This window comes from Bacillus clarus (assembly GCF_000746925.1).
Lineage (GTDB): Bacteria > Bacillota > Bacilli > Bacillales > Bacillaceae_G > Bacillus_A > Bacillus_A clarus.
This window is the reverse complement of record NZ_JMQC01000008.1, coordinates 1,661,479-1,681,122: the sequence shown is the minus strand read 5'-3', so window position 1 is coordinate 1,681,122 and position 19,644 is coordinate 1,661,479. Positions and strand designations below refer to the sequence as shown.

At 35.9% G+C, this 19,644-nt stretch carries 25 protein-coding genes and 1 pseudogene; 15 read left to right on the top strand and 11 right to left on the bottom strand.

The genetic code is table 11. The features are described from left to right. Positions 1–9 precede the first annotated feature (9 nt). Entirely contained in the window at positions 10–201 is a 192-nt protein-coding gene (locus DJ93_RS09465; protein WP_042980478.1) for a hypothetical protein, read from the bottom strand. Between the two features lie 6 nt (positions 202–207). Continuing rightward, positions 208–387: a hypothetical protein gene (locus tag DJ93_RS09460; RefSeq protein WP_042980477.1), complete on the bottom strand. Its 180-nt coding sequence runs from the start codon at positions 385–387 to the stop codon at positions 208–210. A 376-nt stretch (positions 388–763) separates the two neighbouring features. Between DJ93_RS09460 and DJ93_RS09455 the strand changes: the two genes are divergently transcribed. Next, entirely contained in the window at positions 764–1,273 is a 510-nt protein-coding gene (locus DJ93_RS09455; protein WP_042980476.1) for a MogA/MoaB family molybdenum cofactor biosynthesis protein, read from the top strand. Then, complete coding sequence (locus DJ93_RS09450; protein ID WP_042980475.1) at positions 1,270–1,872, top strand: molybdenum cofactor guanylyltransferase; 603 nt, start codon at positions 1,270–1,272, stop codon at positions 1,870–1,872. Before DJ93_RS09455 ends, DJ93_RS09450 begins: the two co-directional genes overlap by 4 nt. A gap of 299 nt (positions 1,873–2,171) precedes the next feature. On the opposite strand, the gene DJ93_RS09445 is transcribed toward DJ93_RS09450, so the two are convergent. From DJ93_RS09445 to DJ93_RS09435, 3 genes are all read right to left on the bottom strand, one after another. Further along, complete coding sequence (locus DJ93_RS09445) at positions 2,172–3,314, bottom strand: glycosyltransferase family 4 protein (RefSeq protein WP_042980474.1); 1,143 nt, start codon at positions 3,312–3,314, stop codon at positions 2,172–2,174. Between the two features lie 12 nt (positions 3,315–3,326). Beyond that, on the bottom strand, positions 3,327–3,860 hold the full coding sequence (locus tag DJ93_RS09440; protein ID WP_042980472.1) for a phosphatase PAP2 family protein: 534 nt from the start codon (positions 3,858–3,860) through the stop codon (positions 3,327–3,329). 142 nt (positions 3,861–4,002) lie between these two features. Beyond that, complete coding sequence (locus tag DJ93_RS09435; protein ID WP_042980471.1) at positions 4,003–4,515, bottom strand: gamma carbonic anhydrase; 513 nt, start codon at positions 4,513–4,515, stop codon at positions 4,003–4,005. Between the two features lie 74 nt (positions 4,516–4,589). Here DJ93_RS09435 and DJ93_RS09430 point away from each other — a divergent pair, with 74 nt between their 5' ends. From DJ93_RS09430 to DJ93_RS09415, 4 genes are all read left to right on the top strand, one after another. Then, the gene (locus DJ93_RS09430; RefSeq protein WP_042980469.1) at positions 4,590–5,393 is read left to right on the top strand and encodes an alpha/beta hydrolase; all 804 of its coding nucleotides are present in this window, start codon (positions 4,590–4,592) and stop codon (positions 5,391–5,393) included. A gap of 36 nt (positions 5,394–5,429) precedes the next feature. Then, on the top strand, positions 5,430–6,494 hold the full coding sequence (locus DJ93_RS09425) for a tetraprenyl-beta-curcumene synthase family protein (protein WP_042984173.1): 1,065 nt from the start codon (positions 5,430–5,432) through the stop codon (positions 6,492–6,494). A gap of 112 nt (positions 6,495–6,606) precedes the next feature. Further along, positions 6,607–7,029 (top strand): VOC family protein, encoded by a 423-nt coding sequence (locus DJ93_RS09420; RefSeq protein WP_241484277.1) that lies wholly within the window; start codon positions 6,607–6,609, stop codon positions 7,027–7,029. 41 nt (positions 7,030–7,070) lie between these two features. Beyond that, the gene (locus tag DJ93_RS09415) at positions 7,071–7,277 is read left to right on the top strand and encodes a hypothetical protein (protein WP_042980468.1); all 207 of its coding nucleotides are present in this window, start codon (positions 7,071–7,073) and stop codon (positions 7,275–7,277) included. 42 nt (positions 7,278–7,319) lie between these two features. Here the strand turns inward: DJ93_RS09415 and DJ93_RS09410 are convergent, their stop codons facing one another. The 6 genes and pseudogenes from DJ93_RS09410 to mnmL form a co-directional block, all read right to left on the bottom strand. Beyond that, a complete protein-coding gene (locus DJ93_RS09410) occupies positions 7,320–8,630 on the bottom strand; it encodes a PepSY-associated TM helix domain-containing protein (protein WP_042980467.1) in 1,311 nt (436 codons plus the stop codon). A 168-nt stretch (positions 8,631–8,798) separates the two neighbouring features. Next, positions 8,799–9,332 carry a hypothetical protein gene (locus DJ93_RS09405; protein WP_080743411.1) on the bottom strand — a complete coding sequence of 178 codons (534 nt, stop codon included), beginning with the start codon at positions 9,330–9,332 and terminating at the stop codon, positions 8,799–8,801. Next, complete coding sequence (locus DJ93_RS09400; protein WP_042980466.1) at positions 9,332–10,003, bottom strand: aspartate/glutamate racemase family protein; 672 nt, start codon at positions 10,001–10,003, stop codon at positions 9,332–9,334. The genes DJ93_RS09405 and DJ93_RS09400 overlap by 1 nt, the downstream gene beginning before the upstream one ends. Before the next feature lie 24 nt (positions 10,004–10,027). Further along, positions 10,028–10,195, bottom strand: a pseudogene (locus DJ93_RS33680) (ABC transporter permease); the annotation flags it as partial. A gap of 117 nt (positions 10,196–10,312) precedes the next feature. Next, a complete protein-coding gene (mnmM, locus tag DJ93_RS09395; protein ID WP_042980464.1) occupies positions 10,313–10,885 on the bottom strand; it encodes a tRNA 5-(aminomethyl)-2-thiouridylate-methyltransferase MnmM in 573 nt (190 codons plus the stop codon). Then, a complete protein-coding gene (gene mnmL / locus DJ93_RS09390) occupies positions 10,882–11,841 on the bottom strand; it encodes a tRNA modification radical SAM protein MnmL/YtqA (RefSeq protein ID WP_042980462.1) in 960 nt (319 codons plus the stop codon). Before mnmL ends, mnmM begins: the two co-directional genes overlap by 4 nt. A 117-nt stretch (positions 11,842–11,958) precedes the next feature. Here mnmL and DJ93_RS09385 point away from each other — a divergent pair, with 117 nt between their 5' ends. The 9 genes from DJ93_RS09385 (at position 11,959) to DJ93_RS09345 (ending at position 19,499) form a co-directional block, all read left to right on the top strand. Further along, positions 11,959–12,222 carry a YtzC family protein gene (locus tag DJ93_RS09385; RefSeq protein WP_042980461.1) on the top strand — a complete coding sequence of 88 codons (264 nt, stop codon included), beginning with the start codon at positions 11,959–11,961 and terminating at the stop codon, positions 12,220–12,222. Positions 12,223–12,237: 15 nt separating this feature from the next. Beyond that, positions 12,238–12,387, top strand: a complete 150-nt coding sequence (locus tag DJ93_RS09380) for a hypothetical protein (protein WP_042980457.1) — start codon at positions 12,238–12,240, stop codon at positions 12,385–12,387. A 455-nt stretch (positions 12,388–12,842) separates the two neighbouring features. After that, positions 12,843–13,634, top strand: coding sequence for a phosphotransferase (locus DJ93_RS09375; RefSeq protein ID WP_042980456.1), 792 nt, complete (start codon positions 12,843–12,845; stop codon positions 13,632–13,634). Between the two features lie 418 nt (positions 13,635–14,052). Further along, a complete protein-coding gene (locus DJ93_RS09370) occupies positions 14,053–14,814 on the top strand; it encodes an ABC transporter ATP-binding protein (protein WP_042980455.1) in 762 nt (253 codons plus the stop codon). Positions 14,815–14,830: 16 nt separating this feature from the next. Then, positions 14,831–16,690, top strand: coding sequence for an FtsX-like permease family protein (locus tag DJ93_RS09365; RefSeq protein WP_042980454.1), 1,860 nt, complete (start codon positions 14,831–14,833; stop codon positions 16,688–16,690). A gap of 174 nt (positions 16,691–16,864) precedes the next feature. Then, positions 16,865–17,053: a hypothetical protein gene (locus DJ93_RS09360; RefSeq protein ID WP_042980453.1), complete on the top strand. Its 189-nt coding sequence runs from the start codon at positions 16,865–16,867 to the stop codon at positions 17,051–17,053. A gap of 110 nt (positions 17,054–17,163) precedes the next feature. Next, on the top strand, positions 17,164–17,730 hold the full coding sequence (locus tag DJ93_RS09355) for a tyrosine-type recombinase/integrase (RefSeq protein ID WP_042980452.1): 567 nt from the start codon (positions 17,164–17,166) through the stop codon (positions 17,728–17,730). Between the two features lie 44 nt (positions 17,731–17,774). Beyond that, complete coding sequence (locus DJ93_RS09350) at positions 17,775–18,272, top strand: cation:proton antiporter regulatory subunit (RefSeq protein WP_042980450.1); 498 nt, start codon at positions 17,775–17,777, stop codon at positions 18,270–18,272. Between the two features lie 3 nt (positions 18,273–18,275). Further along, on the top strand, positions 18,276–19,499 hold the full coding sequence (locus DJ93_RS09345; protein WP_042980449.1) for a cation:proton antiporter: 1,224 nt from the start codon (positions 18,276–18,278) through the stop codon (positions 19,497–19,499). Positions 19,500–19,644: the final 145 nt, after the last annotated feature.

Sequence of the window (19,644 nt, the reverse complement as noted above, 5' to 3'; positions counted from 1 at the left end):
AGGCCTCCTTTACTTTGCTGCACTATTTTTTCTGTTCAATACTTGAATGCATGAACTGCAATATACTTCTCCGTCTAACACGATATATTTTTTCATATTGGTCATCCCGCTCTCAGGAAAGGGCATATGAATCCATGCTTTTTCATACGTTTTAATTTCTTTCGTGCATGATTTACAAACTGTCGGCTTCTTTCGGAGCATCCTTCATCATCCTTTCATTTGGCGTGCTTTTCCTGCGCAAAATGCACTGCATAATAAAAAGAGGGTCGCAAATATAGTGCTGCCTAACGTAGCGTATGGAATAGCACCTTTTAGAGCGAATCCAACCGTTATAGAAGCGATAAATAGAAGAATAAATGTCGTTGTTAATTTTTGATAAAGTTCCATAATGAGTAGACCTCCTAATTATGAAATAGTTTGTGATTTACGTTTCCAAATAAAATTTATTACATAAGCGAGTATGAGAGGGATTAAAGTACTAGTTAAATAGTAACGAACTCCGCCATCAGGCATTCTACATATAGTTTTAAAAAGTTAATATTGAATCCGTAAGCGATGAGTCGAAAGAAGGATAGGATAATAAGAAATGGGAGTAACGGTACATATTTTTTATATTGTGAAATAGAATTTGAATCATAAAATTATCCCTTTTTATGGGTATATATACTTATATTGTATCATAGCGCTTTTATCCTTTCATAGGGAATTGTAAAAATGCATCTATGATAAAATAAAAGGAGTTCAGGAGAAGGAGAGAAAAAAGATGAGCGTAATCGAACATAAAAAACAAGCGCCGAAAGAGGTGCATTGTAAAATTATTACGGTCTCTGATACACGTACGAAAGAGACGGATAAGAGTGGCCAATTATTACACGAATTATTAATAGAAGCTGGACATAAGGTGACAGCGTATGAAGTTGTGAAAGACGATAAAGAAAGCATACAGCAAGCTGTGTTAGCTGGTTATCATCAAGAAGATGTAGATGTTGTATTAACAAGTGGCGGTACAGGCATTACGAAACGCGATGTGACGATTGAAGCGATATCAGCACTATTAGATAAGGAGATTGTCGGTTTTGGTGAGTTGTTCCGCATGATTAGTTATTTGGAAGATATCGGAAGTGGCGCGATGTTAAGTAGGGCAATTGGCGGAACAATTGGAAGGAAAGTTGTTTTTTCAATGCCAGGATCTAGCGGAGCAGTGCACCTTGCGATGAATAAATTGATTTTACCGGAATTAGGACATATTATATTTGAGCTGCATCGCCAATGAACAATTGCGTTGGAATTGTACTAGCTGGTGGCATGTCGAGCAGATTTGGTGAGCCAAAAGCATTAGCAAGTTGGCAAGGACACACTTTTGCAGAGCATATTGTGACAGTAATGCAGAGTACTTTACAAAATGTGGTGTTAATTAGTCACCCTACTATAAAAGAAAGACTAACTCATTTAGTAAAAGTTCCTGTTATAGAAGATATCCCGCTTTATAAAGGACATGGACCATTAGCCGGAATTGTATCAGGGATGGAGTATATAGATTCAGATTGGTATATGATTGTTCCTTGTGATGTACCGAATGTTTCAAAGGAATGGATCACAATATTACTAGGACAAATAAGGGATGAATACGATGCGATCGTTCCTATTATAGAAGGAAGGAAGCAGCCATTACTCGCAGCGTATCATAAGCGTATGAAAGAGAAAATTTATAGATCTCTTCAGGAAGAAAGAAGAAGCATGGGACAATTTTTATCACAGTGCAACGTAAAGTATGTGATAGGAGAAGATTTGTGTGCGAAAGAAGAATGGTTTATGAATGTGAATACGAAGGACGAGTATGTAAAAGCTCAAAAAGACCTTTCAAATAAATGAAAGGTTTTTTTGATATACATGAATTTGGGTAACAATTAGTGTATATATGTATGTGAGTAAATTGATTTTAGGGGGAATATATAACCTAAAATCATTATGCAGCAAAAAACCTTTTTTTACTGTATAACCATATATTAAATTTTTAGGTAATTATTACAAGTCTATTCGTTTATATGTTTTCTTGATATAATGACTATGAAAAGAGTATGAAATTTAACTTCATGTACTATTAATTAACCTAAAAATCACAATAATGTAGTAAAATCCCTACAATAATTTGTAGGGATTTTATCATATATTTAAGCAAGTAACTCTGAATTGTTTTGATGAAATATTTCTTCGTATTGCATGAATAGGCTATGAAAAATTTCATCCCAGCTTTGCGATTGTGCATACATAGACGCAGATTTTCCCATTTGTACACGAATTTCGCCATGATGTAATAAATAATAAATAGATGATAAAAATGAGTCCGTATTTTGGGGTTCGCAGAGTAGGCCTGTTTTTCCATCTTCAATAATATTTTTAACGCCACCACTATTTGCACCGATGACAGGTGTTCCGCATGCTAGTGATTCGAGCACGACATTGCCAAATGTTTCAGTAGCGGATGGAAATACCATTATATCAGAGCAAGCGTACGCTTCCGCTAAATTTTCGCCTTGCAAATATCCTGTAAAAGTTACATTTGTCTTTGAAGTATTTTGATGAAAATTTTTAGCAAGAGGACCATCTCCAGTTATGAGCCAATGAATATCATTTCGCTCTTTTTTAGTTTTATGAATGAGTGCTTGAAGAGTATCGATATCTTTTTCAGGGGCGATGCGCCCTACATAGGAAAGAACATAGTCTGCTGTAATATTATATTTTTTTCGGAATAGGTCTTTACTGTAAGCTGGATGGAAGAGAGAGCAATTTACTCCGCGGCCCCAAATATATAAATTTTGAAATCCTTTATTTGTTAATTGTTGTAATGTTTCGGGAGAAGGGACAAAATTTTTTCGCATATGACTATGAAACCACTTTAAATAGTTCCATAGCATATTGAAGAAAAATTCAATTTTATAATAACGTAAATATGCGTCAAAATCAGTGTGATAAGAACCGACCACTGGGATATTCAATTTTTTAGCGTAATACAATCCGCAAAGCCCCATGTTGAAAGGGGTGGCAATGTGAATGATATCAGGCCTAAATGCTAAAAGTTCCCGTTTAATGCGAGGAGTAGGAAAGGCAAAGCGGCATTCTGGATATAATATTGTTAGCGGGATACTTCTCATTTTGTTTACATTGGCTACGAAATTATCTTCTGCCTTATGCTGAGGAGCGAAAACTGAGTAGGCGATATTTTGTTTTTGGAAATAATTTGTTAACCGGTCCAGAGTTTTCGCTACACCGTTTATTTGCGGTGTAAATGTGTCGGTAAATATGGCGACTCTCATCGTATCTCTCCTTTACGTGAAAAGTGGAATGAACTGATAAAAAGAGATTATGCCAGAACAAGTACCAAGGCACATACCTACAAATACATCTGATGGGTAATGAAGTCCGAGATAAATACGGGAAATTCCAACGCATAATGCTAACGGAAGTAGAAAAATAAGCAAACTCGGGTTATAGCAAATGAAAGGTACGAAAACAGAAAAAACAGCTGTTGTATGTCCGGATGGAAAAGAATGATCTTTTAATGGGTGCACTGGATATTTTGCATCCTGAATTGTTAAATAAGGACGTTTCCTTGGATACCATCTTTTTAATATTTGTACAGGAATATGACTAATCGCTAATGAAAAGGTGGCTGCAATTGCAGCTTGATGAGAGGCACCTTTTGAAAGAACTAAAAAGAAAAGAGTAAGTGGGATAGAAAAGCTTGCACCACCGATATGGGTAATATTACGGAAAAAGATATTTAATGTTTTTTGATCAAAATAACGGTTAATTCCTTTGAAAATGTAACATTCTATTTTATATAAGGAGCTGACTTTCATGAAATTTCTCCTCCCTCATTTACATATATATGGAGATATTAGCTTCTATTTTAATAAGATTTTGTTGAGGGAGTAATAAGGTTCTGTAAAGAAAAAGTTAGAGTTTTTATGAAAAAAGCTGCCAACATGGCAGCAAATGAAATTATTTTTGAAGGGATTTATAGTATTGTCCCTTTTCAACATATTGTTTACGAATGCGTTCCATATCTTTACGGTCTTCTTCTGTTAATTCACGAATGACTTTTGCAGGACGACCGAAGGCTAACGTATTGGGTGGAATTTTCTTTCCTTGTGAAACGAGACTACCAGCACCAATGAAGGCACCTTCACCAATTTCAGCACCGTCTAATATGATAGAACCCATCCCAATTAAAGCATCTTTTTTAACTTTGCAGCTATGCAAAATAACTTGATGTCCAACTGTTACATCATCTTCTAAAATAAGAGGGTACTCGGGGCTTTGGTGAAGTGTACATTGATCTTGTACATTTACTCTATCTCCAATAATTGTTGGAGATACATCGCCACGAATGACTGTATTAAACCAAATACTTGATTCTTCGCCGATTGTCACGTCACCTGTAATTGTAACGTAGTCAGCGATAAAAGCACTACTCGCAATTTTCGGATTTTTTTCTTTGTAAGGATATATCATGTAAAGCCTTCCTTTCCTAGAGACTAATTTTAGTTTATCAAAATATGAAAAAGAGTGAAATGGAGGAGGTTCGTATGTGGAACTATGAAGCAGAGGGAGCGAAAGCTGTAATTGTTGTAGTGCACGGGGCTATGGAATATCATGGACGTTACGAAGTGGTTGCAGAAATGTGGAATCATATCGGTTATCACGTCGTTATGGGTGATCTCCCAGCACATGGAACAACTTCACGAAATAGAGGACATATTGAATCATTTGATGAATACATAGAAGAAATAAAACTGTGGGTGAAAGACGCTAGAAAATATCGATTGCCTATTTTTTTATTTGGCCATAGTATGGGAGGGCTTATCGTCATTCGTATGATGCAAGAAACGAAGAGAGACGATATAGATGGGATTATATTAAGTTCTCCATGTTTAGGAGTGTTAGCCGCACCATCTGCTCCGCTTCGTGCTATTTCAAAAGTACTAAATGTCGTTGCACCAAAACTACAATTTGCAACAAATCTTACTGTAGAAATGTCAACTCGTAATAAAGAAGTTAGGGATGCGATGGAGAACGATTCATTGTTCTTGCGCAAGGTATCAGTGCGTTGGTATAGTGAATTGATTAAGTCTATCGAGATTGCTCATGATAAAATAGATGATTTTCCAGACGTTCCTCTCTTGCTAATGCAGGCGTGTGAGGATAAACTTGTAGATAAAACACGTGTCCGCACATGGTTTGATAATGTTAAGACTAGTGATAAGGCTTATAAAGAATGGCAAAGTTGCTATCATGAGTTATTAAATGAGTATGAGCGAGACGAAATTTTGAATTATATTCAGTCATTTACTGAAATGCGTGTCAATAACATAGTAGAAACAAATAAGTGATTATTTGTACATTTAATAGAGGAGATGAAGGAAGAAGTGAAAGTACCGAGTAATCCCATAACGCTCATGGCGAAAGTATACCGTGATGTGTTTCCGGTTGTACACCATGAGCTAGCGATGTGGAAAGAGCGTGCCTACCATATTCCGAATGACGAGCTTCATAGTCAAGCGATTGCAAGTATTGAAAATAAAACGTTTCATTGTGAAGGCGGTGGTATTTTAGCGCTGCTAGCGAATGAATATCGTGAGGAATGTATTCGTTTTATTGTAGCGTATCAGACCATTAGCGACTACTTAGATAATTTATGTGATCGTAGTACATCGCTTGATCCAAATGATTTTGCTGCACTTCATGAATCGATGTTAATGGCATTAACGCCTGAAACTGAAGGTGGCGGCAACTATTATCGTTATCGTGATGATCAAGATGATGGTGGTTATTTAGATGACCTTGTTGCAACATGTCAGGATGTTTTAAAGAAAACGAAGCACTATGACAAAATTGCTCCAATTCTTCATGAACTTGCTTGTTATTATTGTGATTTGCAAATTCATAAACATGTGAAATTAGAAGAAAGAGAACCACGTTTAAAAACATGGTTTGAAGCTCATAAAGAAAATTTACCACCCATGAGCTGGTTTGAGTTTTCAGCATGTGCAGGATCAACGCTGGGAATTTTCTGTCTTGTAGCTTATGCATTTCATGATGAATTACATGATGAAGATATTGAGAAAATTAGACAAGGATACTTCCCTTACGTACAAGGCCTTCACATTTTACTTGATTATTTCATCGATCAAGAAGAAGATCGTATCGGTGGAGATTTGAATTTCTGTAGTTACTATGAGAATGAACAAGTGATATTAGAGCGCATGAAACATTTTGTAAAAGAAGCCGAGAAAAGCATTGGTGACTTACCACATGCGAAGTTTCATCGTCTTATTAGCCGCGGTTTATTAGGAATTTATCTATCAGACCAAAAAGTATCAGCCGAAAAGAATATGCAAAAAATGGCACGGCGCATTGTGAAATACGGGGGACTCACTTCAAGATTCTTTTATTGGAACGGGAAGATATACCGAAAGAAAATGGCGCAGTGATGAAGAAAACCACTCTTTTTCATTTGGAAAAAGGAGTGGTTTTTTATTGACTCTTACGTTACGTGATACATTATGCTTGGTATATCTTAATATGAAGGGGGGGGAAAGCATAATGGAATTTTATCCTATGCCTATGTTTGTTAAGTTATTGGTGAGTGATATGGAGCGTTCATTAGATTGGTATAAGCATATTCTCAAATTTGAGTCTGTATTTGAACTGCCAAATCAAGATGGGAAAATCGTGATGGCTCATATACGAGGTGAGAAGTATCAAGATTTGATGTTAGTAGCAGTAAATAATGAAACATGTATAGATGGGAAAGGGATAGTTCTTAATTTTACAGTAGATGAAATCCATTCATTTTTTGAAGAGGCAAATAAGAGGGGAGCAAAAATCTTAGAAGGACCTATTCATCGTCCTTGGAATGCTAGAGAATTGATTTTACAAGATCCAGATTGTTATATTGTCACTCTTTCTATGCAAATAAATGTAGAAAAAACAATGGATGAAATTGTTAAGCAAGTTAAAGTATAGCTACTCTTTTATGGTAAAATTAGGTTGAGGGGGTGGTAGGAATGAAACGTATTTTCCGAAAGTTATATGAACATATTGAAGTTACATTACTAGTGTTACTGTCAATTTCATTTATAACAGGAATGTATATGATGAATAAAGCAGGCGGTCCTACTACGATGGATTATATAACACAAGTGGTAATAGGAGTTATCATTATAGTGGATGTTGTCTTTTTGATAGGAGACAGAAAAAAGACAGGCGAATAATAAATAAAAAGCATTTGCACATTTTTGTGCAAATGCTTTTTTCTATATTTTTTGAGCCTTTATTTTAGCGAATACATATAGTAAAAACTCGACTATAAAAATGATTAAAACAGATAGTCCAAATAAGGGCATCAAGATACCTAATATAATCATAACGATAATGAAAGTGAATATGCTTTTCTTATCTTTTTGTTTCGGTGGTGCTGCCAATTTTCCTTTCGGTTTTCTTGCTAACCACATTTTCACTCCGAAATACATGAGAAGTAATAAAGACGATGTCGTCAGTAAGCATAGTATTTTATTTGACCATCCGAATAAATGACCTTCATGAAGTGGGATTCCATAAGAAAACCACTTTGCAAATAATCCGTAGTCACGATAGTCAGTTTTTGAAATAAGCTCACCGCTATATTGATCAAAGTAAGCAGTAATTTCTTCATTTGGTGATACGTGCATACCTGTAATACCAGAGCCGCTCGACTTTGAAACAGTAAATACACCTTTTGGATCATCTGGTATTGAAATCACATATGGTTTTTTAATTTGAATCGATTTTTCTAATTCATCAATTGAGATAGCACTTTGTTCGTTTGAATTAGACTGAGGAGGAGTTTCCTGCCTCGTTGCCCACGGTAATTCTTTAAACTTTGATTCTGGCGGAGACATGTACAATTTCGGATATCCGAGTGATTCATTAGAAGTTGCAATTGTATAAATTTGTTTTCCCATGAAGGCCGACCAAGGTAATCCCGTTGCGATTAAAAGAACGAGAGGAATTGTGAATACAATACCAATTAATGAATGAAGTCGTTTCGATCGTTCGCGTTTATTTGATGCAGGTGTGTTTTTGAAGCGGCGTATGCTCATATATAAGCCAGTTACAATTAAAAAGATTGTCCAACAAGCAGCGAGCTCTACTAAATAGTTTACAACAGTGCCACCAACTAAAAGGGAACTGTGTAACTCACGCATTATATTGGAAAACGTTGTATCTGTATTTTGATCTCCAACAATTTGATTGTTTTTATCTAAATAAACGTATTTTTGCTGTCCTGTATATTCATTAGATAACGTGAATCTCGTATTATAATCATCGTTAAAATCGCTAATTTTTGTAACGTTATAATGAGGATATTTCTTTTCTGTTAATGCGATAGATTCAGACATCGAAATAGATTCAGTTTGTGAGCTATTTCCGAAATATAAATCTTTATAGATAAAATTCTCAACTTCTTCCCGAAATAAGTATCCAATTCCGCTAAGTGACAAAGTAATAAGAAGAGGCGTAATAAATAGACCAGCGAAAAAATGCCACCTCCAAAAAATATAATGAAGCGAACGATTCTGTTTCATACTTCAGTTCCCCTAACCTTCCCTATATGAATAAATTACTTATTTACTATAGCGAGATTAAGTGTGATTACTTTGAAAGAATTGTGAAAAATGTTAAAAGTTTTACGGTAGGGGTTTCTTGGTCGAACTTTGTTGGTAGATCGATATTGCATGGCGAATCGCCGATATTTATCGGCGTGACATGCAGTACCCGATGCATAGCTTGGTTGAGTGGATGAGCTCCTCGTTTCCTTTTTGTAACCGGATTTGGAGTGCTTTTTGAAAATAAAATAAGGCGATATGGAAGTAACCTTCATCTAACTTGATTTTTCCGTAATGTTGGTAGAAGAAATCTTCATAAGCGGGTAAGTTTGGTAGCAATTGTAGAAGTTCGGTAAAGAGTGCGTTCGCAGCAAGGAAGTTTCTTTCCAAATGATAGGTATGGGCAAGTCTTAGTTTGGTAATAAAGAGTCCTTGTTTATTCTCTGATTTTGTGTAATATGTAAGTGCCTCATGTAAGTAATATTTACTTTCAGAAAGGTTGCCGGCGATTCGTTCGTAAACGCCGATTAATCCGCATTCTTTGCCGTACAACATACCCTTTTGTAAATGTTCTTTCAAAAATGCAATCCCTTGCTTCATTTCAGCAAGGGATAATGGCTTTTCTCTAAGATTTTCATCAAACGTATAACCCATTTCGAAAGGGATGTTTTTTATATTCATTAGGACCTCCTTGTGTTGGATACATACATCCTAACAACCGCTTCAGCAAGACATTGAGAGGAATCAACAAACCTCTCATTTGCCACTACATTTAAGTCGGTGCATGCGATAATGGCAGTATCTGTTTCATCTTTTAATTGTGAGATGAGCGTATGCCATAATGCGCGCGCTTCCTCAATTTGTCCAGATTTTATATTTGTAATCGTACGGTTAATAGTTGTTTGCCACTCATCTTTATGAACATACTCTATACCACGCTTTGAAATTCCATCTTCATATATGCCGGATTGAACGGTCGCTTCCGTTGCGAGAAGAGCTACTCTTTTTGTGCCATCAGGAATTGCGTTTAACGTTTCATCTACCATATTTAAAATAGGAATTGAAATAGAACGCTGTAACTCCTCGAAATAAAGATGCGCCGTATTACAAGGCATTGCGATGAAATTCACCCCAGTACTTTCAAGTTTTTGTGCACCTTTTATAATCGCTTTTTTCATCGCTTCATGATCAATAGGGCAATCCATATAAAAAGGTGTTGGACAAGAATAAATCATCATATGAGGAAAGTCCATATCATGCTTTGCTCCGTATATTTTCTGGCATTGTTCTACGACTGTATCAACGAATGGTCCGGTTGATTTTGGACCCATTCCTGCTAGTATTCCGATCATTGTTTAGTCTCCTTTATTATGTAGTCAAAATCGTTTTCTGAGAACAAGAAAAAGAAATAGAGTAGATAGTGAAAATGAATATGCGATAGTCCAAGTTGTGAGCCATAAAGTGTGAGTAAGTACGTTATATCTGTACCGCCCAAGCATCATAAAGCTTTCGACAGGTGGTAAAGACCACAGTACTTTTTTCTTTATATAATGTATATATCCATTATATAGGAGGATGAGAAAAAGACGTGCAGTGTATGCACGTCTTTTTTTGTTATGTTATGTCGAAACGTCGATATATTGGAAAAATCGTCAGTATATTTAGCGCTTTTCAATCGCCACGATAAACGGCGGATTATTTTGTTGGTTAATGAATCCGTATCTTAGCACGTGGGCTTGTTTTTGGTCTAATTCTTCTGCGAAAGTAAGAACAGCGTCGCGTTCTACTTGTCCTTCTGGGTGTCCGTGATAAATGACGAGGACGATGATGCCTTCTGATGCCATGACTTCTAATAGTTGCTCTATGGCAGCGATTGTTGAGTTCGGTTTTGTGACGATATGTTTGTCACCGCCAGGAAGATAACCTAAGTTGAAGATTGCTCCTGTTACTTTTCCTTTTGCTTCTTCCGGTAGTACTGATAGAAGTGTATCGTGACTATCGTGAATTAAAACAGTACGTTCGAAAAGTTTTCTTTCCTTTAGGCGGATAGTAGAGCTTTCTACTGCTTCTTTTTGAATGTCAAATCCAAATACTTTACCGCTATCACCAACAATTTCAGCTAGTAAACAAGTGTCATGACCATTTCCAAGCGTTGCATCTACGGCATAATCGCCTTCTTTAACAGCTGTTTGCAAAAGCGTGCGTGCAAACGGTAATACGCGTTCTAATTTCATACTTGTTTCTCCTCATTTGCATATTTTCCTTGCCAACTTCCGCGGCGTACAAATTCTGCATCGATGGAATTTAATACTTCCCATTTATTTAAGCTCCACATTGGGCCAATCATTAAATCAGGTGGACCGTCACCTGTGATGCGGTGCACAATTACGTCCTCTGGAATAATCTCAAGTTGGTCGACAACGAGACTTACGTAATCTTCAAGCGAAAGGAATTCTAATTGTCCTTTTTCATATTGTTTCACCATTGGTGTTCCTTTTAGTAAATGAAGTAAGTGAATTTTAATTCCTTGTATATCAAGCTTTGCAACTTCACGAGCTGTTTCCATCATCATGTCGTAATTTTCAAGAGGAAGGCCGTTAATAATGTGAGAACACACTCTAATACCATGCTTGCGAAGTTTGTTTACACCTTCTACATATGATGGATAATCGTGAGCACGGTTAATGAGATTTGCGGTACGTTCATGAACAGTTTGTAGTCCGAGTTCAACCCAAAGATATGTGCGTTTATTTAAATCCGCTAAATATTCAACAACATCGTCTGGTAAGCAGTCTGGGCGAGTTGCGATAGATAGACCGACAACGTCTTTTTCTGCTAAAAGCGGTTCGAATTTTTCTTTTAACACTTCAAGCGGAGCATGCGTATTTGTATACGCCTGGAAATAAGCGATACATTTTCCATCTTTCCATTTTGAGCGCATTTTTTCTTTCATTTCATGGTATTGCGTTATAACGTCATCACGGCGATCTCCAGCAAAGTCACCGGAACCAGCTGCGCTACAAAATGTGCAACCGCCATATGCAACTGTGCCGTCACGGTTCGGACAGTCAAATCCTGCATCTAATGAAACTTTAAAGATCTTCTCGCCAAATTCATTTCGTAAATGGTAATTCCATGTGTGATAACGTTTATTGTCATTTGTATATGGAAAAGGGTTTTGAACCTTCATTACTTTCCCTCCTAAGCTTACTTATACCGTAAATGAAACAAAATCCATTATAACATACTCATAAGGTCGATATGGAAGGGACACACTAAAGGGGAATTGAAGCAAGGAGGGACAATTATGGCAGAGCGTCAATCACTTGAAGCGTATATTACACAAGCAGAACAAGCGATAGAATATGCGAAAGAACAATTAGACCTTGGTATGAGACAAGAGCATTACAATACGATGGAGTATTCTGATGCACAACTACAATTAGAACAAGCATATAACGATTTACAAGTTATGCAGCGGCATGCAAATGATGAGCAACGTGAGCAGTTAAATCGTGCTCGTATGGCAATTCGCCAATTGCAACATCAAATGATAATTACACCGCACTAATAAGGAGTGAATATAGTGGCGAAGCGTTCAGAGCAAAATAATCCAGAGCAAAAAACGCAAAATGGACATAACGCAGAGTTCTCAAATGAGCTTGATCCAGTTGTAGAGGCTAAGCAGCGTAATCGTAAAAAGGGGCAACCTCAAAAGTCGAAACAATCAGAGTAAACCAGGTCGCAGTATGACCTGGTTTTATTTTGTTATATGACAATAATGAAGGAAATGAGTTTGTTTTAAAGGATAAAAAAGAAGCTGCGCTTACACGAAGTAGTTCAGATAACGTGGAGAAACCGTATAAATGGCAGGTTAAATCGAGTATAAAATCACAAAGGTTTTATACTCGATTTTTTTGTTGATATGTAAAGGTTTATCCTGTTTTCACTGTTGAATTAACAAGTGCAATAGCACATCAATTATGAGGATGACCATAAACATTGTCATTTCGTTATTTTTGGTGCGATTAAAGTTGGTATTCGAGGGAGTAAAAAAAGGAATAGGAATTTTATGTTAAAATATAAAGACAAGCCAAGTGGTTCCTGTTCCGTTAACGAGCAGGATTGTTGAACAATCGGCATTTGTTTTAAGAGTGTCTAGTTTTCCAATAATGGAAGGGGAATTATCAGATGTCAAACTACGAAAACGAAGAAATGCTAACGGGAGGGAACGTCTCAAACGTATATCGTTCGGAAGGTACTGTTCGACGAGAATTAAAGCCAGGCAGTACCAAAATTCATAAGCTATTAAATCATTTGGAAAACAAAGGTTTTCGTTATGCACCAAAGTTTTTAGGTATTGATGAAAAAGATAGGGAGATATTATCATTTATTGAAGGAGAAGCTGGTAATTATCCTTTAAAAGAATACATGTGGTCTCATGATGTTTTAAAAGAAATAGCGAAGATGCTCCGTCTTTACCATGATGCTGTGAGTGACTTTCCGTTATCAGATGATTGGAAACCAATGGATAATACTCCAAATAAAATAGAGGTTGTATGCCACAATGATTTTGCTATATACAACATTATTTTTAATCACGAAAAACCAGTAGGTATTATTGATTTTGATGTTGCTGGTCCTGGTCCAAGACTTTGGGACATAGCCTATACTCTTTACACTTGTGTCCCCTTAAGTAGAGTTTATCATACTGAAACAGGTGAGGCAGTTTATTATAATTCATTACAGCATGCCGACCGTATAAAACAAAGAGTTAAATTGTTTTTTGAATCCTACGGTGAGGGTATGGAAGAAGATTATTTGGAGATGGTATTGCTACGATTAGAAGGGTTATGTAAATACATGAAAAGAAAAGCCAAAGAAGGTGATATGAATTTTCAAAAAATGATAGATGAAGGACACCTTGAACATTATCAAAACGATATTACATTCATTCGTGAACACGGGAAAGAGTGGATGTAATGAAATGAATTTTATACAATAAATAAAGCTCAGAGTCATATAGGGACTTTGAGCTTTTTTGCGTGTTATTTACTATGCAAATGAACCTGTGAATTAATATGCTATTTAGCTCGTTATTTTAGATTTTCTCCACAATAACTGAACTACTTAAGCTTACACGCTCGGCTTTTTTATCCTGCTATTTGAGGGCAGTAAGATTCCCATCTCAAAAATTAGTGTGTCAAAGAAGTTTGGTGGGAGATCAACTGCCCGTAAAAGCCCGATTGGTGTGGGCTAATAATCAGTGGGGGATGGGCCCCCACTGATTAAAGTTTCATTTTATTACAAAAGTGTAAGGTAAATGTAATGTTAACCAATAGCAGATAACCCTTAAAAGGCACAAAATAGGTAATGGAAAAACAAGCGTAGGAGGATATATATGACGAAACCAGTTGTAGATGTGAAAAACGTCCAAAAAGTGTACGGTAAAAAAGGTGAAAACGAGTCACACGCTCTAAAAGGCGTATCGTTCTCAATTCAAGAGGGTGAATTTGTTGGGATTATGGGACCGTCTGGTTCAGGAAAAACAACATTGTTAAATGTAATTTCAACATTAGATAAAGCGACGGGCGGTGTTGTTGAAATTGCCGGTACGGATATTACGAAGATGAAGCAGGGTGAACTTTCTGATTTCCGTTCACAAAAATTAGGTTTCATTTTCCAAGACTTTAACTTATTAGAGAACCTATCTATTTACGAAAACATTGCACTTCCACTTTCACTTCAAGGTGTTCCATCACGTAAGATTGGACCGAAAGTAGAGAAAGTAGCGGATATGTTAGGGATTTCAGCAATCCTTCAAAAATATCCATCTGAAGTATCTGGTGGACAGAAGCAACGTTCAGCAGCAGCTCGTGCACTTGTTCATGAACCAGCAATTATTTTAGGAGACGAGCCAACAGGAGCGCTGGATTCTAAAAACGCAACGAGTTTACTCGATGCAATGACAAACTTAAATGAAGAACAAGGCGTATCTATTATGATGGTTACGCACGATCCATATAGTGCAAGTTACTGTCAGCGTATTTTATTCATTCAAGACGGCGAATTGTATAAAGAAATTCACCGAGGTGGTACGCGCGAGGCGTTCTATAAAGAAATTTTAGATGTGCTTGCAGATTTAGGCACACAAAAAGCGTAAGAAAGGAGGTTCAGACATGTTATTTAAGCTTTCCATGTCAGGACTGAAAAGTAAGTTGAAAGACTATATCGTCTTACTTGTCGGTCTGATCATGTCCATTTCGATTTTTTACATGTTTCAAACGTTAGCACTGAATAAAGCATTCCTTGAATCTAATTCAGCTATTAAGTCTATTGGATTTGTATTCCAAGCAGGTTCATTTTTATTAGCAATTATAACGTTCTTCTACATTTTATATGCGAACTCTTTCTTATTATCTCTTCGCCAAAAAGAGTTCGGTATGTACATGATGCTAGGAGCAAAGAAACATAAAGTTACATTACTTATGTTTATCGAAACGATCGTATTAGGGGCTGCATCTCTTGTACTCGGAATTGCAGTTGGTGTAGGACTTGCCGGGGGTATTGGGCAATTATTAATGAAGCAGCTTGAATTTGCTGGTGATGGCTATAAAGCATTTTATATTCCATCGATGACTATTACATGTATTTTCTTCTTTGCACTATTTGTATTATCAGCAATTATGAATAGTATTAAGTTATCACGTATTTCTGTACTGCAACTTGTACATGCAGATGCACAAACAGAACGTGTTGCAGTAAAAGGAAAGATGACAGGTGTAGTGGCAATCCTTGCGGTTATTTTATTAGGAATTGGCTATGCATCAATGATTTACATGGAAAAACTAAGAGAGATGGGAATCCTTATTGCATTAATTACAACAACAGCTGGTACTTACATGCTATTTGGATCACTTCTCCCGGTTATTATTAAAAAGTTAAAGAGTAATAAAAAACGCAGTGAAAAAGGACTTAACGCTTTTACTTTCGCGCAGTTAAACTTCCGTATTAATAGCTTAACAAAGGTGCTTGCGACAGTAGCGATGTTAGTTGCTCTTGGAGCCGGTGCAATTTCAGGTGGTATGGCGTTTAAAAATAACGTTATAAAAATGGTAGATGGTTTAGTAATATACGATTCAGTAGTTCATAACCCAACAGCTGAAGAAAAGAAAATTTTAGACGGTATTACATTTAAAGAGAAAAGCGAATATCGTTATAAAGTAGATGATAAATACGTTTATTATGTAAAAGAAGATTTAGAGAAAAATCGCCCTTTAGTAAAAGATATGGCAAATATGAAGTCGATGAAGGATTTAGTGAATACGAAGAAAGTTTCAGAGGAACTACCAGTAGGTGCAGTTTCTAGAGAAATGAATGAAAAAGATGCGAATGCGAAAGAGTTACCAGTATCATGGGACGAGGCTTTCAGAACAATCCAGCCATTTTACGTATATGAGGATCACGCAATTAAAATTGTAGATCAAAAAATGTACGATACTATAAATGGTAAAGAAGGAATCGTATTTACTGGAAAAACAGATGATTTTATAGCGTACACAAAAGAATGGAAAAAACTTGACGAGTTGCAACTAGATAAATATAAAAATGTAAAAGCTGAAAGATTAAACAGTAAATATCAAGCTTACGACATGTTCTACGGCGTTGCGAGTGGAACAGTATTTATGGGCTTCTTCCTTGGAATTGCATTCTTAGCAATGATGGCAAGTTGTTTAATGTTTAAAATTCTTTCTGGTGCATCAAAAGATATTACGCGTTATCAAATGCTTCGTAAAATCGGTGTGCGCCGTGAATTATTAACGAAATCAATTTATAAAGAGTTGTTCTTAGTATTCTTATTCCCAGCGATTGTAGGTATCGCTCACGTATTAGTTGGTATGAATATTTTCGGATTTATTTTAATTGATCCGTACTTCCGTATTTGGGTACCAATCGTAATTTTCGTAGTCATTTACGCGATTTATTACTTCATTACAGTTCAATTGTATAAAGGAATTGTTCTTCCGAAAGAAGATTAAGAACAAAAAATGCCGAGCAGAGATGCTCGGCATTTTTATTGTATTTTCAGAAAAATAACGAAAAAACCTTGTTATGTTACTTAATCATGATTTATTATATAATTAAGTAACATATAATATTGATATAAGGAGGTTAGAAATGAAAAGTTAAAGAAACGAAAGGAGGAATTCTACTTGCATAAAGAAGGTGGATCTTTACTTGAGGTAATAGGTTTAGCACTGAGATCGAAAGAGGTTGTATTATTTTCATCTCTATCGCTCATTATTTTTCTAGTTGCAACTTATTTGTATAATAGTAAATTTCCGAATTATAAATATTCAGAATTTTTCGTGATATTGAAGTATATTGCTCCAATTGTTTAACAAAAAAATTTCGGGTAATGGATAATACATGGAAATCATCTTGTATGATAAGGTAAAATGAACAAGATAATTAGAAAAATTACCGTTCATAAGATGAGGAGAATACATGTATGGAAGTTGTAGAGGCATTAAAAAATATAGAGCAAATTCAGGCTATGAAAAAATATTTAAAAGAGCACTCACAGCGAGATTATCTTTTATTCGTTATTGGAATTAATACGGGATTAAAGATTACAGAACTATTAAATATTAAATTTGAAGACGTATTAAATGAAGATGAAACTGTTAAAGATTTTTACTCTCTTCCTGTGAAAGATGAAAAATTTAAACAAGATATTTATTTAAATCCAAAAGTAAAAGAAGCGCTTTTAGATTACGTACGATCTTCTGTTATCCAGAGAGAGAATTACGTATTTCAATCTAATAAAACAAAAAATCCGATTACGCGTCAACAAGCTTATCGTGTCATTCATCGCGCTGCTGAAGCGATTGGAATTCCTGGTAAGATTGGAACGAACTCAATGCGAAAAACATTTGGATTTCATGCGTATAAAAGAGGAATAGCGATTGCGCTTCTTCAAAAACATTTTCATCACGCGACTCCGTCCGAAACATTAAAGTATTTAGGAATCTCGAAAGATGAAAAGTTTAAAACAGAAATTGATGTAGATTTGTAAATGGGAAGAGCCTTAACTAAAAAAACTTTTTAGGAGGCATGAATATGAATATTAGAGAAAGCGAACTTCCGGGGATCGGATGTAAATTTGAAGTCATAACAAAAGGTAATGAAAAAATGGTTATCGTTATTCACGATGATGGGCGAAGAGAAATGTATCATTTTGATACTGATCATGAAGAAAGTATTTCAAGCATTTCTCTTCGTGACTCTGAAGCGAGACAAATCGCCGCTATATTAGGCGGAATGGTATATAGGCCACAAGCTTTAGATACAATTGAAATGGCTTTTGAAGGATTATCGATAGAGTGGTTTAAAGTGAAGGATCATGCGCCAGCGGTTCAGCAAACAATCGGTAGTTTAGCTATTAGGAAAACGTATAACGTAACTGTCATTGCTATTTTGAAGAAAAACATGAAGAAATTTTTCAATCCAGGTCCAGATTCCATTATTGATGCTGGTGATATGTTGATATTATCAGGAGAAAGACATGAAGTGAAAAGAATCATTAAGGAGTTACTTTCAGCAGGAGGTGATTCGTAGTCGATGGATACTTTAATTTTTGAAGTTGGAACGGCGTTAGTATTAGTGGCATTTGCGGCCATCCTTGCTGCAAAGTTAAAGTTTTCGATTATTCCGTTTCTCATTATCCTCGGTATGTTAATGGGACCACATGCCCCAGATTTAGGAATTATAGACTTAAGGTTTATTGAAAGTGGAGAAGTAATTGCTTTCCTAGGCCGTATTGGGGTCATATTCCTCCTGTTTTATTTAGGGTTAGAATTCTCAATGAAAAAGTTAATTAAATCAGGAAAATCAATCGCCATTGGAGGCACTATTCATATTTCACTTAATTTCACATTAGGTTTACTTTATGGATATTTAATGGGTTTTCCTCTATTAGAAACATTAATTATTGCTGGGATTATTACAATCTCATCCAGTGCAATTGTAGCGAAAGTAATTGTAGATTTAAGAAGAACAGGTAATAAGGAAACAGAGCTGATTTTAGGGATTATTATGTTCGATGATATCTTTTTAGCAGTATATTTATCTGTCGTTTCAGGTTTAGTGCTCGGAGGTGCAACTTCATTTGTCGGAGCTCTGACATCTGTTTTAATTGCATTAGGATACATGTTGCTATTCTTTATAATCGCTAGAAAAGCTACGCCGTTCTTGAATAAAGTGTTGGATATTTCGTCTAATGAAATCTTTATTATCGTAATATTCGCTATTTTGCTCTTCGTCGCTGGATTCTCAGAAACAATCCATGTTGCTGAGGCGATTGGAGCTTTATTATTAGGGCTTGTCTTTTCTGAAACAGAGCATAGTGACCGCATTGAGCATCTTGTCGTTCCGTTTCGTGATTTCTTTGGAGCTATATTCTTCTTCAGCTTCGGTTTAAGTATAGATCCCTTTTCGTTAGGTGGAGCTGTTTGGCTAACTTTAGGAGCAGTTTTGATAACTATAATCGGTAACTTTACAGCTGGAATGATTGCTGGACGTAAAGCCGGGTTATCACATAAGGCTTCTACGAATATCGGATTAACCCTCGTATCCCGTGGAGAATTCTCCATTATTGTCGCTAATATTGGAATAGCTGGTGGCTTAATGGCAACAATTAAACCATTCTCAGCTTTATATGTTTTAATATTGGCATCGTTAGGTCCTTTGTTAACGAAGGAATCTGCGAGAATATATTCTCTATTGGACAAAGTATTTAAATGGAGCTCTAAAGAAAGTGCAAAACGTAAAAAAGAAGTTGGATGATTTTCTGTAAGAGAACGATTTCATTATATATAAGTGAAACTAAAGTAAAGGCGATGAGAATTTAGTCTCATCGCCTTTATGCTATTATCTGAATTTCATCAACTATTAATCAGTTGCCTTCCTATTTAAAAACGAATACAATCGT